Source organism: Nonomuraea sp. NPDC050451, assembly GCF_044458585.1.
On record NZ_JBITHZ010000002.1, the window covers coordinates 876094 to 897255 of the forward strand.

At 71.7% G+C, this 21162-nt stretch carries 17 protein-coding genes; 10 read left to right on the top strand and 7 right to left on the bottom strand.

Annotation, left to right across the window (positions count from 1 at the left end; all coding sequences use genetic code 11):
* Window positions 1-212: 212 nt before the first annotated feature.
* On the bottom strand, window positions 213-776 hold the full coding sequence (locus ACIBI9_RS10065; protein ID WP_397221591.1) for an HhH-GPD-type base excision DNA repair protein: 564 nt from the start codon (window positions 774-776) through the stop codon (window positions 213-215).
* 154 nt (window positions 777-930) lie between these two features.
* Between ACIBI9_RS10065 and ACIBI9_RS10070 the strand changes: the two genes are divergently transcribed.
* The 6 genes from ACIBI9_RS10070 (at window position 931) to ACIBI9_RS10095 (ending at window position 6029) form a co-directional block, all read left to right on the top strand.
* Window positions 931-1155, top strand: coding sequence for a hypothetical protein (locus tag ACIBI9_RS10070; protein ID WP_185078019.1), 225 nt, complete (start codon window positions 931-933; stop codon window positions 1153-1155).
* Between the two features lie 175 nt (window positions 1156-1330).
* Window positions 1331-2821 (top strand): hypothetical protein, encoded by a 1491-nt coding sequence (locus tag ACIBI9_RS10075; RefSeq protein ID WP_397221592.1) that lies wholly within the window; start codon window positions 1331-1333, stop codon window positions 2819-2821.
* 88 nt (window positions 2822-2909) lie between these two features.
* Entirely contained in the window at window positions 2910-3500 is a 591-nt protein-coding gene (locus ACIBI9_RS10080; protein WP_397221593.1) for an acyl-CoA thioesterase domain-containing protein, read from the top strand.
* Window positions 3501-3715: 215 nt separating this feature from the next.
* Window positions 3716-4471, top strand: a complete 756-nt coding sequence (locus tag ACIBI9_RS10085) for a LamB/YcsF family protein (protein ID WP_397221594.1) — start codon at window positions 3716-3718, stop codon at window positions 4469-4471.
* Window positions 4468-5190, top strand: a complete 723-nt coding sequence (locus tag ACIBI9_RS10090) for an allophanate hydrolase subunit 1 (protein WP_397221595.1) — start codon at window positions 4468-4470, stop codon at window positions 5188-5190. Before ACIBI9_RS10085 ends, ACIBI9_RS10090 begins: the two co-directional genes overlap by 4 nt.
* Entirely contained in the window at window positions 5187-6029 is an 843-nt protein-coding gene (locus ACIBI9_RS10095; RefSeq protein ID WP_397221596.1) for a biotin-dependent carboxyltransferase family protein, read from the top strand. Before ACIBI9_RS10090 ends, ACIBI9_RS10095 begins: the two co-directional genes overlap by 4 nt.
* Here the strand turns inward: ACIBI9_RS10095 and ACIBI9_RS10100 are convergent.
* Window positions 6007-6837, bottom strand: coding sequence for a PhzF family phenazine biosynthesis protein (locus tag ACIBI9_RS10100; RefSeq protein ID WP_397221597.1), 831 nt, complete (start codon window positions 6835-6837; stop codon window positions 6007-6009). The genes ACIBI9_RS10095 and ACIBI9_RS10100 overlap by 23 nt on opposite strands.
* A 60-nt stretch (window positions 6838-6897) precedes the next feature.
* Here ACIBI9_RS10100 and sthA point away from each other — a divergent pair, with 60 nt between their 5' ends.
* On the top strand, window positions 6898-8313 hold the full coding sequence (sthA, locus tag ACIBI9_RS10105; RefSeq protein WP_397221598.1) for a Si-specific NAD(P)(+) transhydrogenase: 1416 nt from the start codon (window positions 6898-6900) through the stop codon (window positions 8311-8313).
* On the opposite strand, the gene ACIBI9_RS10110 is transcribed toward sthA, so the two are convergent.
* From ACIBI9_RS10110 to ACIBI9_RS10130, 5 genes are all read right to left on the bottom strand, one after another.
* Entirely contained in the window at window positions 8314-10158 is a 1845-nt protein-coding gene (locus tag ACIBI9_RS10110; RefSeq protein WP_397221599.1) for a ricin-type beta-trefoil lectin domain protein, read from the bottom strand.
* Window positions 10159-10279: 121 nt separating this feature from the next.
* Window positions 10280-11302, bottom strand: coding sequence for a LacI family DNA-binding transcriptional regulator (locus ACIBI9_RS10115; RefSeq protein WP_397221601.1), 1023 nt, complete (start codon window positions 11300-11302; stop codon window positions 10280-10282).
* Window positions 11303-11345: 43 nt separating this feature from the next.
* A complete protein-coding gene (locus ACIBI9_RS10120) occupies window positions 11346-12932 on the bottom strand; it encodes a Coagulation factor 5/8 type domain-containing protein (RefSeq protein ID WP_397221602.1) in 1587 nt (528 codons plus the stop codon).
* Window positions 12933-13536: 604 nt separating this feature from the next.
* A complete protein-coding gene (locus ACIBI9_RS10125; RefSeq protein ID WP_397221603.1) occupies window positions 13537-14202 on the bottom strand; it encodes a DoxX family protein in 666 nt (221 codons plus the stop codon).
* Between the two features lie 35 nt (window positions 14203-14237).
* Window positions 14238-15767 carry an MFS transporter gene (locus ACIBI9_RS10130; protein WP_397221604.1) on the bottom strand — a complete coding sequence of 510 codons (1530 nt, stop codon included), beginning with the start codon at window positions 15765-15767 and terminating at the stop codon, window positions 14238-14240.
* 260 nt (window positions 15768-16027) lie between these two features.
* On the opposite strand from ACIBI9_RS10130, the gene ACIBI9_RS10135 reads away from it, so the two are divergent.
* From ACIBI9_RS10135 to ACIBI9_RS10145, 3 genes are all read left to right on the top strand, one after another.
* Window positions 16028-17809: a tetratricopeptide repeat protein gene (locus ACIBI9_RS10135; protein WP_397221605.1), complete on the top strand. Its 1782-nt coding sequence runs from the start codon at window positions 16028-16030 to the stop codon at window positions 17807-17809.
* A gap of 15 nt (window positions 17810-17824) precedes the next feature.
* Window positions 17825-18721, top strand: coding sequence for a haloalkane dehalogenase (locus tag ACIBI9_RS10140; protein WP_397221606.1), 897 nt, complete (start codon window positions 17825-17827; stop codon window positions 18719-18721).
* Between the two features lie 64 nt (window positions 18722-18785).
* A complete protein-coding gene (locus ACIBI9_RS10145; RefSeq protein ID WP_397221607.1) occupies window positions 18786-21137 on the top strand; it encodes an AAA family ATPase in 2352 nt (783 codons plus the stop codon).
* Window positions 21138-21162 lie beyond the last annotated feature (25 nt).

Genomic DNA, 21162 nt, shown 5'->3' on the forward strand with positions numbered 1-21162 from the left:
CGCGGCACATCTCCATAACTGTGTATCGGCGTAGCGCAGCTCCGGGCGACCGGATTCTGCAGTACATCATCGGCGATGGGCATGTGTGGACGGAAGCCCCCGTCGCGGCCCGGTCGCCTTTAGGGTCTACGCATCCTGTCAAAGTCGCTCCACGTTGCGCAGCAAGATCAGGTTACAGCGCTCGATCGCCGGGGCCGAGACCCCGGCCCCAACTACTTCGCCGCGCGCTTCGCCTCCTGCTTGAAGGCTCGCACTCGGGCCAGGCTGTCGGCGTCGACCACGTCGGCGACCGACCGGCTCGACCCCTCCTCGCCATAGTGTCCGGCCGCTTCCCGCCAGCCCGGCGGCTGGACCTCCAACTGCTTCCCCAGCAATGCCAGAAAAATCTGGGCCTTCTGTTTGCCGTATCCCGGCAGGGCCATCAGTCGTTTCAACAACTCTTTGCCGTCGGCGGCGTCTGCCCACAGCTTCTCCGGCCGGCCGTCGTAGTGCTCGACGAGGTAGGCGGCGAGCTGCTGGACCCGGGCCGCCATGGACTTGGGGTAGCGGTGCACGGCCGGCTTCTCGGCCAGCAGCGCCTCGAACGCCTCCGGGTCGTAGGAGGCGATCTCTCCTGCGGTCAGGTCGTGGCCCAGCCGCTGGGAGATCGTGTATGGCCCCGTGAACGCCCATTCCATGGGGATCTGCTGGTCGAGCAGCATGCCGACGAGCAGGGCGAGCGGGCTGCGGCCGAGGAGCTCGTCTGCCTCGCTCCGCTGGGCGAGCTGGATGCGCATGGAGACAGCTTCGCACGAATGGGCACCGGGTGACGTGAACACAACCGCCGCGGAGCCTTGACAGCCGCCCGAGAAAAGGTGAAATGAGAGCGCAAGTCGCCCTGCCGACATTCCTGGGGGTTTGCCCCCGGGTCTCCAGAGGAATCTCACTTCTATGCTCGCTCTGGCCACACGGTTCCTGCGGGAACCGGTCAGTCTCAGGCTGGCCGAAGAGTTCCTGACCGTGCCCGTGGACACGATCGACCGCTGCGTGGCCGACGTGTGCGCGTGTGCGCAGCATCTCGGCGTCTCGGCGACGCCGGAGATCGTGGAGCGCATCGCTCGCGAGCACCTGCTCGCGATCGTCAACTCAGCGCCTCCGCCCCGAAGTTCCCGGTAGACAAACAAAAGCCCGGAAGTCCAGTTAAGTCCCATCCAGAAGTCCCCGATAACATCGGGGTCACCAGGCCGAGTTCTACGCACCGTTTGCGCCTGGAATACGAGAGAGTGAGGGTGTGCGCCGACACCGACGAGATCCCCGGGAGAGCACCCCGCCAGACGACGTGTTCAAGGAGATGGTGCAGGCGGCTCGCGAGCTGCTCGCCGTTCGCACCCCTCTCGACGCGGAGCTGATGGTCTCCGACATGATCGGAGCCTGGTGGGGCAGGCGGGTCAGGGGCGGCGACGTGGAGCAGGTGCTCGGGGAGGGATTGGTCGACTACGCCGCCAAGGCCGGCACGCCTGCCTCGCTGACGCTGCTCATCTGCCTGGCCTATCTGGGCACGGCCCGCCAGGGTGCCAAGGCCGAGGGCGCGGCGCTGGCCATGATGGAGTCGGGGGTGGCCAGGCCGGGCTGGGCCGACCGGGTGGGCGCGGTCAAGCCGGCGGGTTGTTACGTCTCCCGCGACTCCTACGGCGACCAGGACACGGTGATCTGCACCTTCGCCTACCGCTGGGACGAGGACTCGCTGCCCGTCGACCGGCACGCGCTCGTCATGGTGGTCGACTACAACATGAGCGGCATGGCCCGGGACGCCTGGGTGTCCTCGCAGGTCGACAAGCTGCTGGAGCAGGCCAGGGCCGAGGCGGCGGGCAATCCGCTGCTGCTGTTCGAGGAGATCGAGCCCGAGCAGGCCAGGGCGCTGCTGGAGTCGGCCATGAAGGCCACCAGGGAGCCGAAGACGCCGCCGCCGGTGAGCGACAGCTACAGCGCCTACCACGCCTTCGCCCGCGCCAGGCTCAAGGCGCTGCCTCCCGGGCGCAAGCGGCCGGCGCCGCGGCACACCGAGGCCCCGTACAGCAGGGAGCGGCGGGCCATGCTGGCGGCGGAGTTCCTGGCGTCCGACGCGGCCGAGCACCTGTCCGACCCGTCGGCGGCCTCGCGCTGCGCCGACCACATCATCGACTACGGCTGCGACCAGGACTTCAGCCGTCCGCTGCGGGTCAGCCCGACCAAATGTGAAACGTTCCTGCTCGACTGGCTGCCGCGCAAGGTGATGCTGAGCGTGGCCGAGCAGGAGGCGATGCCGCACGTGCTGTCGGCGTGGGTGCGCTTCGCCGCCCACCGCACGGGCCTGCCGGAGCAGGGGCTCAAGGCCACGCTGGACGCGGTGTGGGAGGCGATCGGCAAGTTCCCCGAGGCGTACCGGGACCCGACGTCCTTCGGGCTCGACCGGCCGCTGCTGGAGCGGCTGCTGCCGGACGGCGACCTGTCGGCGCTGGCCAGGCGGGCCTTCGCGTTCCCCTACCTGCAGGGCGTGCACAACGGGATCGAGCTCGACAAGCTCAACCCCGCCGACGAGGCGGACCGGCGTACGCTGCTCGAGATCGACCACGGCGGCACGATCGACCAGGAGCACCTGGCCTGGCACGAGGAGATCGCCACCCGGCTGTGGGAGGGCGACCCGCCGCAGCTGTGGGAGGCCGCGCAGCGCCTGCTCGACCTCGGCCACGACCGCCATGACGTGCTCCACGTGCTGATCGAGATCGCCGAGCGGATCGGCGGCGACCCCGACGAGCTGGCGGCGGCGCTGGACGACATCGCCGACATCCCGGACGAGTTCTAGGAACGGTCCCCGCGGCGGCCTGCCGTGGGCGCGGCTCCCGCGACCTGCGCCGGACCGCTGGACGCGGCTCGCCGTAGAATTTTCTTCTATGGCGATGTACACCCGCTTGACCGAGGGACGTTATCGGGCGTCCGAGCACACGCAGGGCCCGTGGGACCCGCGCGCCCAGCACATGGGCCCGGTCACCGCCCTGATCGTCCACGAGCTGGCCCAGACCGCGCCGCGCCCGGGCCTGGAACTGTCCAAGCTCGTGGTGGACGTGTTCGCCCCCGTGCCCGTGGCCGAGCTGGAGATCGCCACCGACGTGACCCGCGACGGCAAGCGCGTGCAGTGCCTGTCGGCGAGCGTCACGTCCGGCGGCCGCGAGTACGCCAGGGCCAGCGCCTGGCGCATCCGTACGGCCGACACGCCCGCCTCGCCGGTCCCCGGGCCGCCGGGGCCGATCCCGCCGCACTCGGAGGCGGTCGCCCGCTCGTGGCTCGGCTCGGGATTCGGGTACGGCCGCGCGCTCGACTGGCGTTTCGCCGAAGGCGGCCCCACGCGGCCCGGCCCCGCCACGGTCTGGGGCCGGTTCACGGTCCCGCTGGTCGAGGGCGAGGAGATCACCCCGATGGAGCGCCTGGCGGCCTTCGCCGACAGCGGCCACTCCGCTGTCGGCTTCGCCCGCACGTCCTCGTGACGTGGAAATGACGATCCGTTGCTCAGCCCGAGAGAGGGAGAGTGGATCTGCGTGACTCCTCCGCTCCCTGAAGAGAGCAGCTTCTCGCTTCCCTCAGCTGAGGTAGGCAACGGACAAGCCCTGCCCGTTCCGAACGCAGAAACCTTATCTGGGAGCCAGGCGATCCAGACGTTGTTCGTCGCACCGAGATAGGCGCCGAGATAGCCTCTACTGCCATGGTGATCGACCTCAACGCCGACCTGGGTGAAGGGTTCGGCGTCTGGCGGCTCGGCGACGACCTCGCGCTGCTCGACATCGTCACGAGCGCCAATGTGGCGTGCGGGTTCCACGCGGGCGACCCGGTGACGATCAGACGCACGTGCGCGGCGGCCGTCGACCGCGGGGTGACGATCGGCGCGCAGGTGTCCTATCGCGACCTGGCGCACTTCGGGCGCAGGGAGATGGACGCCGAGCCGGAGGAGCTGTGCGCCGAGGTGCTGTACCAGCTCGCGGCCGTCGACGGCATCGCCAGGGCCATGGGCGGCCGCGTGTCCTACGTCAAGCCGCACGGCGCGCTCTACAACCGGATCTGCCGCGACGAGGTGCAGGCGGCGGCGGTGATCGACGCGGTGGCCGACTACGACCCCTCGCTGCCGGTGCTCACGCTGCCCGGCTCGGTGGTGCACGCCGTGGCGGCCGCCGCGGGCGTGCCGACCGTGAGCGAGGCGTTCGCCGATCGCGCGTACACCCCCGAGGGGGCGCTGGTGTCGCGCCGGGAGCCGGGCGCGGTCATCCACGACCCCGCCGCGGTGGCCGCCCGCGCCCGCCAGATGGCCGTGGAAGGCTCCGTGACCGCCGTCGACGGCAGTTTCGTGCCTGTTTCCGCCCGTTCCATCTGCGTTCACGGAGACACGCCTGACGCCGTGCGGCTGGCGCAGGGGGTGCGGGACGCGTTGCTGGCGGCCGGGGTGGTCCTGCAGGCGTTCGCGTGATCCGGGCGGCCGGCGAGCACGGGCTGCTCGTGGAGACCGGCTCGCTGGAGCTGTCGCACCGGCTGGACGCGGCGCTGCGGGCCGATCTGCCGGCCGGGGTGGTGGAGATCGTGCCCGGGCCCGAGACGGTGCTCGTGGTGGCTCCTGAGGCGGATCAGGCGCGGCTGCGGGCGCTGCTGGCGGACGTCGTCGGCCGCGAGCGCGACAGGACCGGTGCGCGGACGGCCAAGGGGGAGGTCGTGACGATTCCCGTCGTCTATGACGGGGCCGATCTCGATTCCGTGGCGGCACTGGCCGGGATCTCGGTGGACGAGGTGGTCTCCCGGCACGCGGGGCGGGAGCTGGTGGTGGGCTGGCTGGGGTTCGCCCCGGGGTTCGCCTATCTCACGGGGCTGGATCCGGTGCTGGAGACCCCCAGGCTCGACACGCCGCGCACGTCGGTGCCGGCCGGGTCGGTGGCGGTGGCGGGGCCGTACTCGGCGGTCTATCCGAGCGCCTCGCCGGGCGGGTGGCGGCTGATCGGGCGCACCTCCGTGCGGGTGTGGGACGTGACGGCCGACCCGCCCTCGCTGTTCAGGCCGGGCATGCGCGTGCGGTTCGAGCCGGTGAGGGAGCGCCGCCGTCTGGAGGAGGAGCGACGGGAGCGCAGCGACCAGAGCGACGGGGGAAGACGGCGGCGTCAAGGGCGACCGAACCCGCCTTCCGGAGGAAGGCCATGAGCACGATCGAGGTGATGGCAGCCGGGCCGTACGCGACCGTGCAGGATCTGGGGCGGCCGGGTCTCGCCCACCTGGGGGTGCCGCGCTCGGGGGCGGCCGACGCGCCGAGCCTGCGACTGGCCAACAGGCTCGTGGGCAACCCGGAGGGGCTGGCGGGGATCGAGCTGACGTTCGGCATGGCGCGGCTGCTGTTCCACGACGGGGCGTGGGTGGCGCTGGCGGGCGCGCCCGTGGACAGCGCGGCGGGGATGGGGGCGCCGTTCTGGGTCGCGAAGGGCAGGGAGCTGCGGCTGGGCATGCCGGAGTGGGGGCTGCGCACCTATGTGGCCGTGCGCGGCGGGATCGCGGTGGAGCCGGTGCTCGGCAGCCGCTCCACCGACTCGCTGTCCGGGCTCGGCCCGGAGCCGCTGCGGGCGGGCACGCTGCTGCCCGTCGGGCGGCCCGAAGGCGTGATCTCCGTCGACCTGGCGCCGCCGCCCGGGCCCCGGCCCGCCGTGCTGCGGGTGACGCCGGGGCCGCGCGACGACTGGTTCGTGCCGGACGCGCTGGCCGAGCTCTGCGCGCGGCCGTACTCCGTGAGCCAGGACAGCAACCGCGTCGGCGTACGGCTGAGCGGCGCCGAGCTGGCCAGGGCCAAGGAGGGCGAGCTGCCGAGCGAGGGGATGGTCACCGGGGCGATCCAGGTGCCGCCGAGCGGGCAGCCGATCGTCTTCCTCGCCGACCACCCGCCGACGGGCGGCTACCCGGTGATCGGCGTCGTACGCGAGGCGGACCTGCCGGTCGCCGCCCAGCTGCGGCCGGGCGACGAGGTGCGGTTCACAGTTCGACCTGCCCGGTGACGCAGGTCAGTACGGAGCCGCCCACCCACACGTCCCCCTCGGCGTCGGTGGAGATGTGCACCCGGCCGGAGAAGCCGAGCACCGTGCCCTGGCTCGCCACGTACGGAGCCTTGGCCCGGCCCGAGCGCAGCAGCCACTGGGCCATGGAGGCGTTGAGGCTGCCCGTCACCGGGTCCTCGATGGTGGAGCCGTGCGCATGCGTGAACGCCCGCACCTCGAAGTCGCACGGCGCCCCTTCGGGGTAGGGGCCCGCCACGCCCAGGTAGTTGGGCACGAGGCCGGGGCGCAGCGCGAGCACGGACTCGGCGTCCGCGAGGAGCACCGCGATCCAGCCGGGGCCGTTGTCTGCCCACTCCATGTCCACGATGTCGGCGCGCTCGATCCCGAGGGATTCGGCGATCTTCCCGGCCAGCGGCTCCTCCACGGGGCCCGACCGCACGAGGGGCGGCGCGTGGAAGGCCAGCCCGTCGCCGCTCCTGCGGACCCGTACGAGCCCGGCCCCGCACTCCTGGACGATCTCGCCCTCCTGGCGCGGCACTCCCCCGGCCTCCAGCCAGGCGTGGCAGGTGCCGAGCGTCGGGTGCCCGGCGAAGGGCAGTTCCTTGGACGCGGTGAAGATCCGCACCCGGTAGTCGGCCTCGGGAGTGGTCGGCGGCAGCACGAAGGTGGTCTCGGCCAGGTTCGTCCACGTGGCGAACCGCTGCATCTGCTCCGTCGTCAGCCCCTGGCCGTCGAGCACGACCGCGAGCGCGTTCCCGTGGTACGGGGTGGTGGTGAAGACGTCAACCTCGGTGAAAGGGCGCAACATACTTCGGAGTCTCGCAGACGGGTCTTTTCCCGTTAACACGCCACCAGCAGACTGGACGGTGTGGCGGACTTTGATGTTGTGGTCCTGGGTTCCGGGCCAGGTGGACAGAAGGCCGCGATCGCGGCGGCGAAGCTCGGCAAGCGTGTCGCTGTGGTCGAGAAACGACACATGATCGGCGGCGTGTGCATCAACACGGGAACGATCCCCTCCAAGACCCTGCGGGAGGCCGTCCTCTATCTCACAGGGCTCAACCAGCGGGAGCTGTACGGCGCCAGCTACCGCGTCAAGGACGAGATCACGGTCACCGACCTCGGGATGCGCACCCAGCACGTGATCGGCCGCGAGATCCAGGTGATCCGCAGCCAGCTCGCCCGCAACCACGTGACGGTGCTGCAGGGCACCGGCCGGTTCCTGGACGCGCACACGATCGGGATCACGCATGAGGAGGGCAAGTCCGAGGAGACGAAGATCACCGCCGAGAAGGTCGTGATCGCCACCGGCACCTCGCCCGCCCGTCCCGACAGCGTCGAGTTCGACGACAAGACGATCATCGACTCCGACGCCATCCTGCACCTCGACCGGATCCCCGAGACCCTGGTCGTGGTGGGGGCCGGGGTCATCGGCATCGAGTACGCCTCCATGTTCGCCGCGCTCGGCACCAAGGTGACGGTGATCGAGCGGCGCGAGCGCATGCTGGAGTTCTGCGACCTGGAGATCGTCGAGGCGCTGAAGTACCACCTGCGCGACCTGGCCGTGACGTTCCGCTTCGGGGAGAACGTGGCCGCCGTCGAGCGCCGCCCCGGCGGGGCGCTGACCCTGCTGGAGAGCGGCAAGAAGATCCCCGCCGACTGCGTCATGTACTCGGCCGGGCGGCAGGGCAAGACCGCCGAGCTGTGCCTGGAGGCCGCCGGCCTGGCCGCCGACGCCCGCGGCCGCATCTCGGTGGACTCCAACTACGCCACCGAGGTGCCGCACATCTACGCCGTGGGCGACGTGATCGGCTTCCCCGCGCTGGCGGCCACCTCCATGGAGCAGGGGCGGGTGGCCGCGCAGCACGCGTGCGGGGAGCCGGTCGAGGACGCCCGCGAGCTGCCGCCCATCGGGATCTACACCATTCCCGAGATCAGCTTCGTCGGCCGGTCGGAGGACGAGCTGACCCGGGACAAGGTGCCGTTCGAGGTGGGCATCTCGCGGTACCGGGAGCTGGCCAGGGGCCAGATCATCGGCGACTCGTACGGCATGCTCAAGCTCCTCGTCTCCCCCGAGGACCGGCGGCTGCTGGGCGTCCACGTGTTCGGCACGGGGGCGACGGAGCTCGTGCACATCGGACAGACGGTCATGGGGTGCGGCGGGACGATCGACTACCTGGTCAACGCCGTGTTCAACTATCCGACGCTGGCCGAGTCGTACAAGGTGGCCGCGCTGGACGCGATGAACAAGATGCGGGTGGTCGCCCGCCTCACCGCCGGCATGTGATCACGACAGCGTCCACTTCTGGTTGGCGGCGCCCGTGCAGGTCCAGATCTGCAGCCGGGTGCCGTCGGCGCTGGAGTTGCCGGTGACGTCGGCGCACTTGTTCGCGGCGGGGTTCACCAGGTCCCGGCCCGAGGTGTAGGTCCACTGCTGGTTGGCGCCGCCCGAGCACGACCAGAGCTGGAGCTTGCTGCCGTCGGCGGTGCCGTGGTCGACCACGTCGAGGCACTTGCCGAGCGCGCGCAGCGTGCCGTCGCCCGGGCGGGTCCACTGCTGGGCGGCGGTGCCGTTGCAGGTGTAGAGCTGCACGGCGGCGCCGTCCGCGCTGCTGCCGCCGGCCACGTCGACGCACTTGCCGGCCAGACCGGTGATGGCGCCGCTCGGGCTGCCGCCCGGCGTGCCCGACCAGGTGAAGGTCGCGGTGGTACGGGCGGGCAGCGTGTACACGAACGACTGGTTGCCCCAGTTGACCCTGACCGACTGGGCCGAGGTGCCGCCGTTGTGGGCGATCAGGGCCTTGGAGCCGTCGGGGTTGCGCCAGGCGACGTTCTGCACCGTGGAGTTGGCGGTCGAGTCGATCCGGTACGCCCCAGGTCTGACGAACTTGGTGAGGTGGCCGGTCGTGTAGTACTCGATCGTGTAGTCCACCTGGCCGGCGCGCGAGCCACCCTCCTGGACCGTGATCAGGCCGGTGCAGGTGCCGCAGCCGCCGTTGTGCGGGCCCATCTGCTGGTTGAGCGCGAGGCTCCACTTGACCAGGCTGCGGCTCCAGTTGCGGGTGTAATTGACGATGTCGGCCATGTCCTCGTTGTGCTGGTTGGTGACCCAGGTGCCGCCGGAGTGCTCGGTGCTGAACTGGGGCACCGACGGATACTGGTCGTGCACCTGCGAGCCGACCGCCGGGTCGCCGAAGTAGCCGTGCCAGGCGATGCCGCCGAACAGCGGGTCGTTCCGCAGCGCCGCGTCGGCCAGGATGGGGCCGCCGATCTGGCCGTAGTCGCCGTAGTTCCAGTCGTGGACGAGCACCTTCGTGTTGATGCCGGCGGTGCGGAAGGCCGGGTACACGAAGTTCTTGGTCAGCTCGATGAGGCCGGAGGCGTTCCAGCTCATGCCAGGGTAGTTCATGGCGGTCGGGTTGGACGCCTGGCAGCAGTTGGGCTCGTTCTGGACGGAGATGTAGTTCACCGGGACCCCGGCGGCCTGGTAGCTCTGGACGTACTTGACGAAGTACTGGGCGTACATGGCGTAGTACTGCGACTTCAGCCAGCCCATCTGGTCCATCCGGCCGTTGTCCTTCATCCAGCCGGGCGCGCTCCACGGCACGCCCTTGACCCGCAGCTCCGGGTTGAGCTGCTTGGCCTGGACGGTCAGCAGGCGGACGTCGGTGTCGTAGCCGTTGGCGCCGAAGTCGTTGAGGTCGCAGCAGGTGTCGTCGAGCGAGACCATGCCGGGGCGCGACAGGTCCGAGGCGCCGATCGGGTTGCGGACGAACGACAGGCCGATCCCGTCCGCGGGCGAGAACAGCTTGCGCATGACCGCGTCCCGCGTGGCCGCGCTGACGGGGCCGCCGCGCAGCAGGTACGCGGTCGTGTCGGTGATCGACGCGCCGCCGCCCTCGAACTGCTGGTACGTGGTGCCCTCGTTGACGTTGATCGTGTGGTTGGCGCTGCCGCCGGCGGGGCCGAAGGCGATCGAGGCCTGTTGCGCGAGGCCGCGGGTGACGTTCCGGCCTCCGGCGTCCGAGGTGGTGGTGAGCCAGACGTTCACCGTCTCGCCGGCGGCGTACGCCGGGACGGGCACGGCCATTGCCAGGACGGCCGCGCAGAAGAGCGTGAGTATTCGGGACACGGCGTTGCTTCCCTTCCGATGCCCATGTAACAAATGAAACAATAAAGAAACTTTCTTTTAGATGACCACGCGTCATAGGCAGCGTCAAGGCCCATTTAGGGCTATGAAACAAATGAAACGATCAGGCGGGGCCGGTGGAGCTGCGGATGATCAGCTCGGTTTCGAGCGAGACGTGCAGCGCCTCCACCGTGTGGCGGCTCAGCAGCCGCATCAGCAGCGTGACCGCCATGCGGCCCATCTCCTGCAGGGGCTGGCGCACCGTGGTGAGGGCGGGCGAGGTGGCCCTGCTGACGTCGATGTCGTCGAAGCCGGCCACCGACAGGTCGCCGGGGACGCTCAGCCCGCGCTCGGCCGCCGCCCACAGCGCTCCGACGGCCATCTTGTCGTTGAACGCCACCAGCGCCGTCGGCCGCTCGGGCAGGTCGAGCAGCTCGCAGGCCGCCAGGTAGCCGTACTCGGTGCTCGGCTCCGGCACGCTGCGCAGCAGCTCCGGCTCGGGCAGCACCCCGGCGTCCGCCAGCGAGGCGGTGTAACCCGCGAGCCTGGCCTCGCTCGGCAGCCACTCCACCGGCCCGCCGATGATCCCGACCCGGCGATGGCCCAGCCCGACCACGTGCGCCATCAGCTTGCGCCCGCCCGCGAAGTGAGCGGCCGACACCGCCGCGATGTCCTTGGGGGGCGGCGTCCTCGGGTCGACCACCACGAAGGGGAAGCCGCTGTCGCGCAGGCGTACCAGCTCCTCGCCCGGCTCCGGGGGCAGGATGAGGATCGCGCCGGCCACGCCCTGCCTGCCGGGCAGACCGGCGAGCACCGGGGCGTCCTGGGCGGCCTCGCCCGCGCCGAGGATCATCTGCCTGCCGTGCAGCTCGATGGTCTCCCCCACCGAGGAGACGATGAGCCCGAAATAGTCGGTCAGCACGTACGGGCAGCGCACGTAGACGGCGCCGGCCGCCGGGTCGTGGACCGTGCGCGGCCGCGGCGCCTGGTCACCGAGGCGCCCGACGGCGCGCAGCACCAGCTCCCGGGTGTGCGGGGCGACGTTGGCCTGGCCGTTGAGCACGCGGGAGACCGTGGCGATGGACAGCCCCGTCTCCGCCGCGACGTCACGCACCGTCGCGCGCGCCCTGCCGGACCTGGCCGCCATCCACGCCCCTCGCTCCGCCCTGCCGCCAGAATAGCCGGGGCGGTCATGGCCTGGCCGAGGTGGCCGCCTCCCAGGTGCGGAGGTAGGACTCGGCGCCGGCCGCCAGGTCCCGGACGATCTCGTCGCCGGCGATGATCCGCATGTCCTCGATCCAGTCGGGCACGAGGCCGTAGTTGGCGACCCCGTCCGTGTTGACGTCCCACACCCGCTGGCCGGTGGTCAGCCGGTCCAGGAGCACGCTGCCGTCGTACGACCTGAACGGGTACGTCACCCCGTTGGCGCCTGCCCGCGGGGCCGGCAACCTGCCCATCCCGTTGACGTCGAGCCCGTAGCCGTAGCCGGCGACCTGGTGCGCCTGCCGGGCCGGTCTGGTGCGGGCCCACTCGGCCACGAAGTGCTCCGCGTCGTGGCCGTACTGCGTGATCATGCCGCCGAGGGCGTAGATCCGGTCGAAGTAGAGCGGATCGGCCCAGCTGTGGGAGGAGATCACGCCCGGGTAGCGGGCGGCTTCGAGCAGGTCGAGCGTGCGGTCGGCGGCCTTGACGCCCATGTGGTCGATCTCGATCAGCATGCCGCGGCGGATCATGCCCTGGACCATGTACTCGCCCAGCGCGGTCAGGCCCCTGGTGTTGCAGTGCGGGGCGGGGGGATAGACCGGCAGCGAGACGCCGGGGGGCAGCAGGCCCGCGATCGGGTCGGGCAGGACGCCGCCCGGGTCGATCGGGTTGTCGTGCTCGGGGGTCGTGCAGGTGCGGGCCTGCCAGAAGGAGCCGGTGCCGAGAAAGTTGCCCAGGTTGACGATCGCGCCCTGGGTGCCGGAGTCGAACCGTACGCCGCACAGGGCGTTGTCGTACTTGTGGCAGACGAACATGCTGCGTACGCCCAGCGCGTACATCTCGTCCAGGCCGCGGTCGATCTGCGCCCTGGTGCACTGGGGGATGCCCAGGATCTGGCGGCAGCCGAACGGCTCGGAGGTCTCGATCCCCAGGACCACGGCCAGCTTGCCGTCCTGGACAACCTGCCTGGCCTCGGCCGGATCGTCCACGATCCGGAACCAGCCCCTGCCCGGCCCGCCCTGCTCGGCGTCGATGTGATCCTGCAGTTCCCTGGCCCGCTGGGCCTGGAGCCTGATGGTGGTCATCTCGTCGCACGAGTTCTTCTTCAGGGGGTAGATCGCGCACAGCTGGCGGTTGGCCACCAGGTCGTTCACCAGGATGCGCAGCCCGCCCCGCCAGGCGCGCTCGACCCAGGTGTAGTACGCCTGCTGGTGGGTCAGCGAGTCGTGCGCCGGCCAGTCCCTGAACGTGGGCCAGCCGACGGGGTCGTGGGTGCCGGTGACGGTGCCCCTGCGGGTGAAGTTCTCGAACCAGGCCAGTTCGCCGTTGGGGTAGTGGTCGGCGCAGTCGGTCAGCGCCTTGGCGATGCCGTCGGGGTCGAACGGCTTGCCGCACATGAGCCGGCCGCCGAACGCCTCGTAGGAGAAGAGGTGACTGTGCGCGTCGATGAAGCCGCCGACCTGGGCTGCTGGGGTGGTGGTGGTCTTGGCGGTGGCCGTGGCGTGGGGGATCACCAGGGTGCTGGTGAGGAGGAGCACGAGGGCGATCAACCAGTGGGCTGAGCGGCGCGTCATGGGGCACCTCACGGGGCTGGGGGTACCGGGGGCTCGCCCCCAGCATCCGCCGTGCCCGCGGGGTCAACAAGACCCAAACATGAGCCCATCTCATATGCCACCCACCCCGTCGCCTGACGCAAGAACCCCGAACGCGGCCACGGTCGCGCCCGAGGGCGCTCCAGACGCACGGGCGGGTGAGGGGCGCACGGGCCGAGCACCTTCCGACCGCGGCCACGGGCGTGGTGAGGGGCGAGCGCGGGCGCGGCGGATGCCTCCGCCTCAACCGGCGCCGGGTCGGCGAGGCGGGGAACGGCGGAGCTCGGCACAACGCGGTCGGCGACCAGGCGATCCGGCTCACCGGCCGCAGGATCGCGCAGACGGACGGGCTCGGCGGTTATGACACAGGACGGTGGGCGGGCCACGCGGAGGGTGGGCGGGCCACGCGGACGGTGGGCGGGCCACGCGGACGATGGGCGGGCCACGCGGACGATGGGCGGCGAGCGCCGTGCCTCCGGGCGGGAGTGATGCACCGCCTCCGCCTCGACCCGCCTCGGGCGGGCGCGGCGGGACGGCCGCAATCGGCGGGTGGGTCAGTCGGAGGGTGCGTCAGTCGGAGGGTGGGTCAGTCGGAGGGTGGGCGGCGGGTGCGGGCCGCAGGTTTCTTGCGGCCGGCCACCAGCGTGTCGCCCGGTGCCGGTACGGGGTCCTCCGTGCGGCTCGCCTCCCCGCTCTTGGCGCGCGGCCGGGGATGCGGCGCCGTGTCCTCCGTGGCACTGGTGTCGGCGGGCTCGTCCTTCGACTCCGGCTCGGGCGCCGGTGATTTGTCGGGTCCCCGGAGCGAGGCGATGACGCGGTCCGCCTCAGTGTCGGCCGCGAACTCGTTCGCCGCCTCCGACTCCCTCCGCCTGATCACCACCATGTGGTCCACCGACACCCGCCCCGCGCCCACGACGGCGAGCAGGAGGGAGGCGGCGCCGAGGAGGATGAGCTCGTTCAGGCTGATGGGGTTGAGCGGCGGGGCCACCACGAAGACCCCCAGCGCCTCGGCGAAGAGGATCAGGCCCGTGACCGAGACGGCCAGGCCCGCGATCAGCAGCGCGCCGCCGATGAGCTCGGTGAGCATGGTCACCGTGGCCCAGGCGCCGGGTGCGGGGGCACCCTGTGCGAGAAACTTCGCCCCGGTGGCCTTCAGCCCGTCTTCCAGCTTGGTCCAGCCGTTCGCGAAGAAGATGCCGCCCACGCCGACGCGGGCGACTAAAGCAGCAAGATCACGGAGGGCCTGTTTCACGGTAGTTGTCTGCCCTAATCGGGACATGGCACACCTCAATCACGGCTGAGCAGCATGGCCACCACGACGGCGGTCAGGCTGAGCAGGACGACGCTCACGACCACGGTCGTGTGCAGGGCGTTCACGAAGGCCCATCGGGCGGCGTCGAGCAGGGCGCCGCCGGCGCTGCCGCCCACCTCGTGCGCGACGTGCGCCGCGCCCGCGAGCGACTGCCTGGCCTTGTCCATGCCGCTGGCGGACACGCCGGGCACGGAGTGCAGGCCGGGGGCGTACACGACGGCGGTGATCGTGCCGAGCACGGCCACGCCGAGGCCGGCGCCCAGTTCGTACGCGGTCTCCTCGATGGCCGCGGCCCCGCCCGCCTGGGACTCCGACGCCGCGGACATGATCGTGTCGGAGGCGGCCAGCAGCGCGACCTGGACCCCGAACCCGATGCCCACGAAGCAGAACGCCAGCATCACGGGATGCCCCTCGACGCCCCAAGAGAGCGTGGGGGTCAGGGAGAGCGCGACGAGCCCGAGCCCGCCGCTCATCGTGGTCCGCATGCCGATCCGCGGCAGGATGTGGGCGGCGGCGAGCCCGCCGGAGATGGCCGAGATCACCAGCGGCAACATCCTGACCGCCGCGCGCAGGGGGCTGTCGCCGAGCACGAGCTGCAGGTATTGGGCGAGCATGAGCTGCAGGCCCACCAGCGCGAACACGCCGAGCAGCACGCCGGCCACCCCGGTCGCGAACTCGCGCCGCCGGAACAGCCCGACCTCGAGCAGCGGGTGGCGCAGGCGCGACTGGCGGCGTACGAACACGCAGAGCAGCCCCAGCCCGGCCAGGAACACCAGCACCGACGCCCACAGCGGCATCAGGCTGCCCGAGCCCGCCTCCTTCAGCCCGAACGCCAGCGCCAGGATGCCGAGCACCGACAGCCCCGCGCTCACGCCGTCCCATCCCCTGTCCTTGCGCCCCGGTGAGTTCGGCAGCAGGCGGACGGCGGCGGGGATCAGCGCCAGCAGGATCGGTACGTTGATCAGGAAGACGGCGCCCCACCAGATGCCGACGAGCACGCCGCCGATGAGCGGGCCGACGGCCGCGCCAGCCGCCGCCACCGCGCTCCAGACGCCCAGGGCGATGGCGCGCTCGCGCCTGTCGGTGAAGATCTGGCGGATCAGGGACAGCGTCGCCGGCATGATCATCGCTCCGCCGATGCCGAGCAGCGCCCTGGCCAGGATCAGGGTGAGCGGCGTCGGGGCGAATGCGGCCCCGGCCGAGGCCAGGCCGAACAGTACGTAGCCGCACAGCACCAGCCGTTTGCGCCCGTACCGGTCGCCGAGCGTGCCGAACATGATCAGCAGCGGCGCGACCACCAGCGAATAGATGTCGATGATCCACAGCAGTTGCACCGCGGACGGCTCCAGCGCGGCCGTGAGCGCTGGCACCGCGATGTGCAGGACGGTCGCGTCGACGGTGATCAGCAGCAGGCTCAGGCAGAGCAGCACAAGAATGGACCAGCGGCGGTCCCCTTGCTCCCGATCGGCAGTCCGTACGAGGGGTGCGGCCTGTGTGACGGTCATGGGCCTCCTTGCAGGCCGATCCGTTGACAGGGCCCGCACGTGCTCTTTGGTCGGTGGCGGGAGCCCGGCTCGACGCTCGCTCCTCCCGAGCTCCTCCGCCTCGACTCCTCGCACTCCGGCTTGCGTCGCAGCTTAGGGCATGTCCAGCACTTGTCATAGCAGTATCGACTGATCCACAGATGCCCCAGTACCTCTCTAGAGAGATACAGCCATATGTCGGCATCTATCCAGCGTTGGCCCTCGAGCCGATCATGGAGACCGTGGGGAGCGACCAAAGTGACAGAAAAGGCGATATTTCCGACCGATCCTCACGTGAATGGTGTGACGAGGCCCTGGCCAGGCTGAACGCCGGCCGCCCCGAGTCCGCGCTCGACGCCGCCCGCCGCGCGGCCGACCTGGATCCGGGCGCGGAATGGGCGTACCGCCTCATCAGCCTCGCCCACGAACGGCTGGGCCGCGACGCCGACGCGGTGCCCGCCGCCGAACGTGCCGTGGAGCTGGCCCGCGGCTCCTGGCCGGCCCGCCTGCGCCTGGCCGCGATCCTGCGCCGCTCCCCCGGCCGCTGGCAGAAGGCGGTGGAGCACGCCGCGATGGCCGGGAAGTTCGCGCCGGAGCGACCCGATCCCGCGGTCATGCTGGGCGACCTGGCCCTGCTGGGCGGCGACCACACCCGCGCCGAGCGGTCGTACCGGGTCGCGCTCGCCATCGACCCCGCGAACCCCCAGGCCCGCATGAACCTCGCCCTGTCCCTGCTGCGCTGGGACCGGCACCGCCCGCACCACGACCCCGCCTGGCCGGTCGACCCGCGCGAGACGGGCCGGGCCAGGCGGGCGCTCGAAGTCTGGTCCCGCCAGGCCCGCCTGCTGGTCGCGCTCGCCACGCTCGCGATCGCCGGGGCCGCGCTCCTCCTCGACTGGGGCGCCCAGGCGCAGCTCGGCGGGTTCGCCGTGCTGGTGCTCCTGGCGCCGCTCGCGGTACGGCAGGCGCGGCGGGTGGGCCTTTGGTCGTACGTGCCCGCGATGCTCTGCAGGGATCCCTGGCTCGGCGCGGCGGTGGTGTCGGCGGCCGTGTCGGTGGTCGCGTTCGCCGCCTGGCTGCTGCTGGGGGCGATGCCGTCCGTGCCGTCCGCGTTCGACCCGGTCTGGGCGGGGCTGGCGGGGATCGTGGTGCTGGGCTGGCCCGCGCTGGCGGCCGTACGGGCGCTCGCGGAGATGTGGCGCGGCAGGCCGCTCCTGGCGCTGGCCGAGACCACGCTCGCCCGGGAGGCCCGCGAGCATCCCCACGCGGCGCAGATCGACCGCACCGCCCGCAGGAACGTCGGCGTGCTGCTCTGGATCCTGCTCGGCAGGACCTGGTCCGTGCTGGTCCCGCTGGTGGGCGGGGCGCTCGCGGTGGAGCCCAGGGTCGCCGTCGCCGCCGTGGCGGTGCCGTACCCGATGGTGCGCGGCTACCTGCGCGCCCGCCACGGCGGCGACCGGTGGCTGCCCGCGGCGACCGCGCTCGTCGTCCTGGCGGCGGCCGCCTGCGCGGCGGGCGGGCTGCTGGGGGCCTGGCGGGCCGAGCCGGCGGCGACGTGGGCGTGGCGGATCGGGCTGGGCGCGCTCGCGGCGGCGATGGCCGTGTTCGCGGCGCGGGCGGCGCGTGCCTGGTGGCGGGGCGGGCCGGGCCCGTGGCGGGCCTCCCTGATCATGTGCGACCTGCCCATGGGCTCCGAGCCGTCCGTCGCGCTCGGCTCGGAGGTGCGCCAGACCTTCTCGTACGCCCGCAGCATCGTCCTTTCCTACGCCGACGCCCTCGGCCCCCGGGTCGCCGGCGCGGTCGCGACCGTCACCTCGTCCGGCGAGCTCCGGGTGATCACGGAGCTGGAGGCGTGGGACGCCATCGAGGCCGATCCCCGGGTGGCGGTTTTCGCGGCGGACCCGCTGCAGCGGCGGTTCTGGGTGGAGGTACGCGGGATCGCCCTGCCCGACTCCGACGTCCTCCGCGTCACCCCCAAGCAAGTGCTCGTTGGCGAATTTCCTGGGCGACACCAGCGCCGGTAGCTAGAATCTTGTTCTATGCGTATCCTGCGCACGCCAGAAGAGCGCTTCGCCGACCTGCCCGACTTCCCCTACGAGCCCCGCTACGCCGACGTCCCCGACGGCCTGCGGATGGCGTACGTGGAGGCGGGCCCCGCCGACGGCGAGCCCGTCGTGCTCCTGCACGGCGAGCCGAGCTGGTCGTTCCTCTACCGGCACGTCATGCCCGAGCTGGCCGCGGCCGGGCTGCGTGCGATAGCGGTGGACCTCGTCGGGTTCGGCCGCTCGGACAAGCCGGCCGACCAGGCCGAGCACACCTACGCCAGGCACGTCGAGTGGACCCGCGCCCTGCTGTTCGACGCGCTCGAGCTGAGCCGCGTGACCATCGTCGGCCAGGACTGGGGCGGCCTGATCGGGCTGCGGGTCGCCGCCGAGCATCCCGAGAGCGTCGCCAGGATCGTGGCCGCCAACACGGGCTTGCCCTCGGGTGACATTCCCATGCCCGAGGTGTGGCACCAGTTCAGGAACGCCGTGCTCAAGGCCCCCGTTCTGGACATCGCCCGGCTTGTCCAGGCCGGCTGCAGGACGGAGCTGTCCGAGGAGGTCCGGGCGGCCTACGACGCGCCGTTCCCCGACGAGTCGTACAAGGCGGGCCCACGCATCATGCCGAGCCTCGTCCCGATCACGCCCGACGACCCCGCCGCGCCCGCCAACCGCGCTGCCTGGCAGGTTCTCACGACACTCGAACGGCCTTTCCTCGTGGCGTTCTCCGACGGAGATCCGATCACCGGGGGCATGGCGCCCATTCTGCTCAAGTCGATCTCGGGCACGTCCGGCCTGCGGCATCCCGTCATCAAGGGCGCCGGGCACTTCCTGCAAGAGGACGCGGGGGCCGAACTCGGGCGGCAGATCGCCGCTTTCGTGACCTCCACCTAGCGTGTCAGGAGCGCCCAATCGTCGGTCCGGTGCGGTATAACCGGGGGCGGACCGGGGAGGCGTGATGCAGGAGTCCGGCAGGGCCCAGGCCGCGGGGCGGGCCGCGGCGCGGGATCTGTTCGAGAAGGTTCGGCTGCGTTATTACCAGATTCCCCCGGCCGTGCGCCGGGTCCTCTACGTGGTGGTGCTGGTCGCCGTCATGGGCCTGGGGGCGGCACTCGGGTGGAATCTGCTCAACACCTTCCCCCTCGTCCTGCTGGGGCTCGCGTTCGTCGCGCTGACGATGCGCTTCCCCCGCGCCGCCGCCACCGTGCTGGTGGTCGCGGGCTGGGTCGTGCTGACGCTGCCCATCTTCTCCGGGCTGTTCCCCGCGGGTTCCGGCTCGGTGCACCTCATGGTCGCGCTGGCCCTGCCCGCCGCCGCGGGCGCCCACCTCATCCGCTGGGTGGCGCCGTGGGTGACCACGCTGCTGGCCCTCGCCCCCGCCGGCGTGCTCGCCGTGCCGCTCTCGTTCGTCTCCGCGAACGTGGCGGTCTGGGTGGCCTACGCGGTGGCCGCCGCGGTGCTGGTCTACCGGTTCGTGCTGGCCCGCAAGGTCAGGGCGGCGAGCGCCGCCGCCGAGGAGCAGCAGGTGCGCGTCAGGGTGCGCGAGGGCAGGCCCGAGTCCCCGCAGGACAAGCAGGGCGGGCTCCCGCAGATCTCCGTCGAGGAGGCGCTCAGCGAGCTGGAGAGCATGGTCGGCCTGGCCCCCGTCAAGGAGCAGGTGCGCTCGATCGCCGCCTCCATCGAGGCGTCCCGGCTGCGCGCCGAGGCCGGCTACACCACCGAGCGGCCCACCAGGCACTTCGTCTTCCTCGGCCCGCCCGGCACCGGCAAGACCAGCGTCGCCCGCGCCCTCGCCAAGATCTTCTACGCGTTCGGCCTGCTGGAGACCCCCTACGTGGTCGAGGCGCAGCGGGCCGACCTGGTGGGCGAGTTCCTGGGCGCGACCGCGATCAAGACCAACGAGCTGGTCGACCGGGCCCTGGGCGGCGTGCTCTTCATCGACGAGGCGTACGGGCTGGTCAACTCCTCCGACGGGCAGCCCGACAGGTTCGGCGCCGAGGCCGTGCAGACGCTGCTCAAGCGCGCCGAGGACGACCGCGAGCGGCTGATCATCATCCTGGCCGGCTACGAGCAGGAGATGGGCGCGTTCCTGTCCAGCAATCCCGGGCTGGCCAGCCGGTTCGCCACCCGGGTGCGCTTCCCCGGCTACTCCCCCACCGAGCTGGTCGAGGTCACCGAGCTGCTCCAGCGGCGCCGGGGCGACACGATGGACGCCGAGACCAGGCGGGTGCTGCTCGGCCTGTTCGAGGATGTCCACCGGCGCGGCCTGGTCGACGAGCTGGGCAACGCCAGGTTCGCGCGCAGCCTGGTCGAGGCCGCCGCGCAGGCCCGTGACGTACGCGTGGTGGGCGCGGGCGGCACCCCGACCACCGAGGACCTGGTGACCACCACCACGCCCGACGTGACCAAGGCGTTCGATGAGCTGACCGCGCGCTTCCGCGGCTACGTCGCCACGCCCACGCTGGAGGAGGCGCTGGCCGACCTCGACAGGATGGCGGGCCTCGCGCCGGTCAAGCGGCAGGTCCACGCCATCGCGGCCCAGCTCCAGGTGGCGCGCATGCGGCAGGAGCGCGGGCTGCCCACACCGCCGCAGATGCGGCACTTCGTGTTCGTCGGCCCGCCCGGCACCGGCAAGACCACGGTCGCCAGGGTCATCGGCCGCATCTTCGCCGCGCTCGGCCTGCTGGCCAGGCCCGACGTGGTCGAGGCGCACCGCGCCGACCTGGTCGGCCAGCACCTCGGCGCCACCGCGATCAAGACCAACGAGCTGGTCGACCGGGCCCTGGGCGGCGTGCTCTTCATCGACGAGGCCTACAGCCTGGTCAACCCCGGCTACCAGGGCGGCGACGCGTTCGGCGCCGAGGCCGTGCAGACGCTGCTCAAGCGGGCCGAGGACGACCGCGACCGGCTCGTCATCGTGCTGGCCGGCTACGAGCGCGAGATGGACGCGTTCCTGTCCACCAACCCCGGCCTGGCCAGCCGGTTCAACCAGCGCGTGGCCTTCCCCAGCTACTCTCCGCAGGAGCTGTCGGAGATCGCGGTGCTGCTGGCGGAGAAGGCCGGCGACACCTTCGACGAGGAGGCGCTGCGCGACCTCGACGACGTGTTCGCCTGGGTGTGCGAGGAGCGGCTGATCGACGGGCTCGGCAACGGCCGCTTCGCCAGGTCGCTGTTCGAGCGCGCCGCCATGCGCCGTGACGTGCGGCTGGCCGCCCACGCCTCGCGCGGCGGGTCCGCCAGCTCGGCCGACCTGACCACGATCACGAGCGAGGACGTCCGCACCGCCGTGGACGAGCTCTCCGGACGCTGACCTCTTGGATTGACCATCTTCGGCG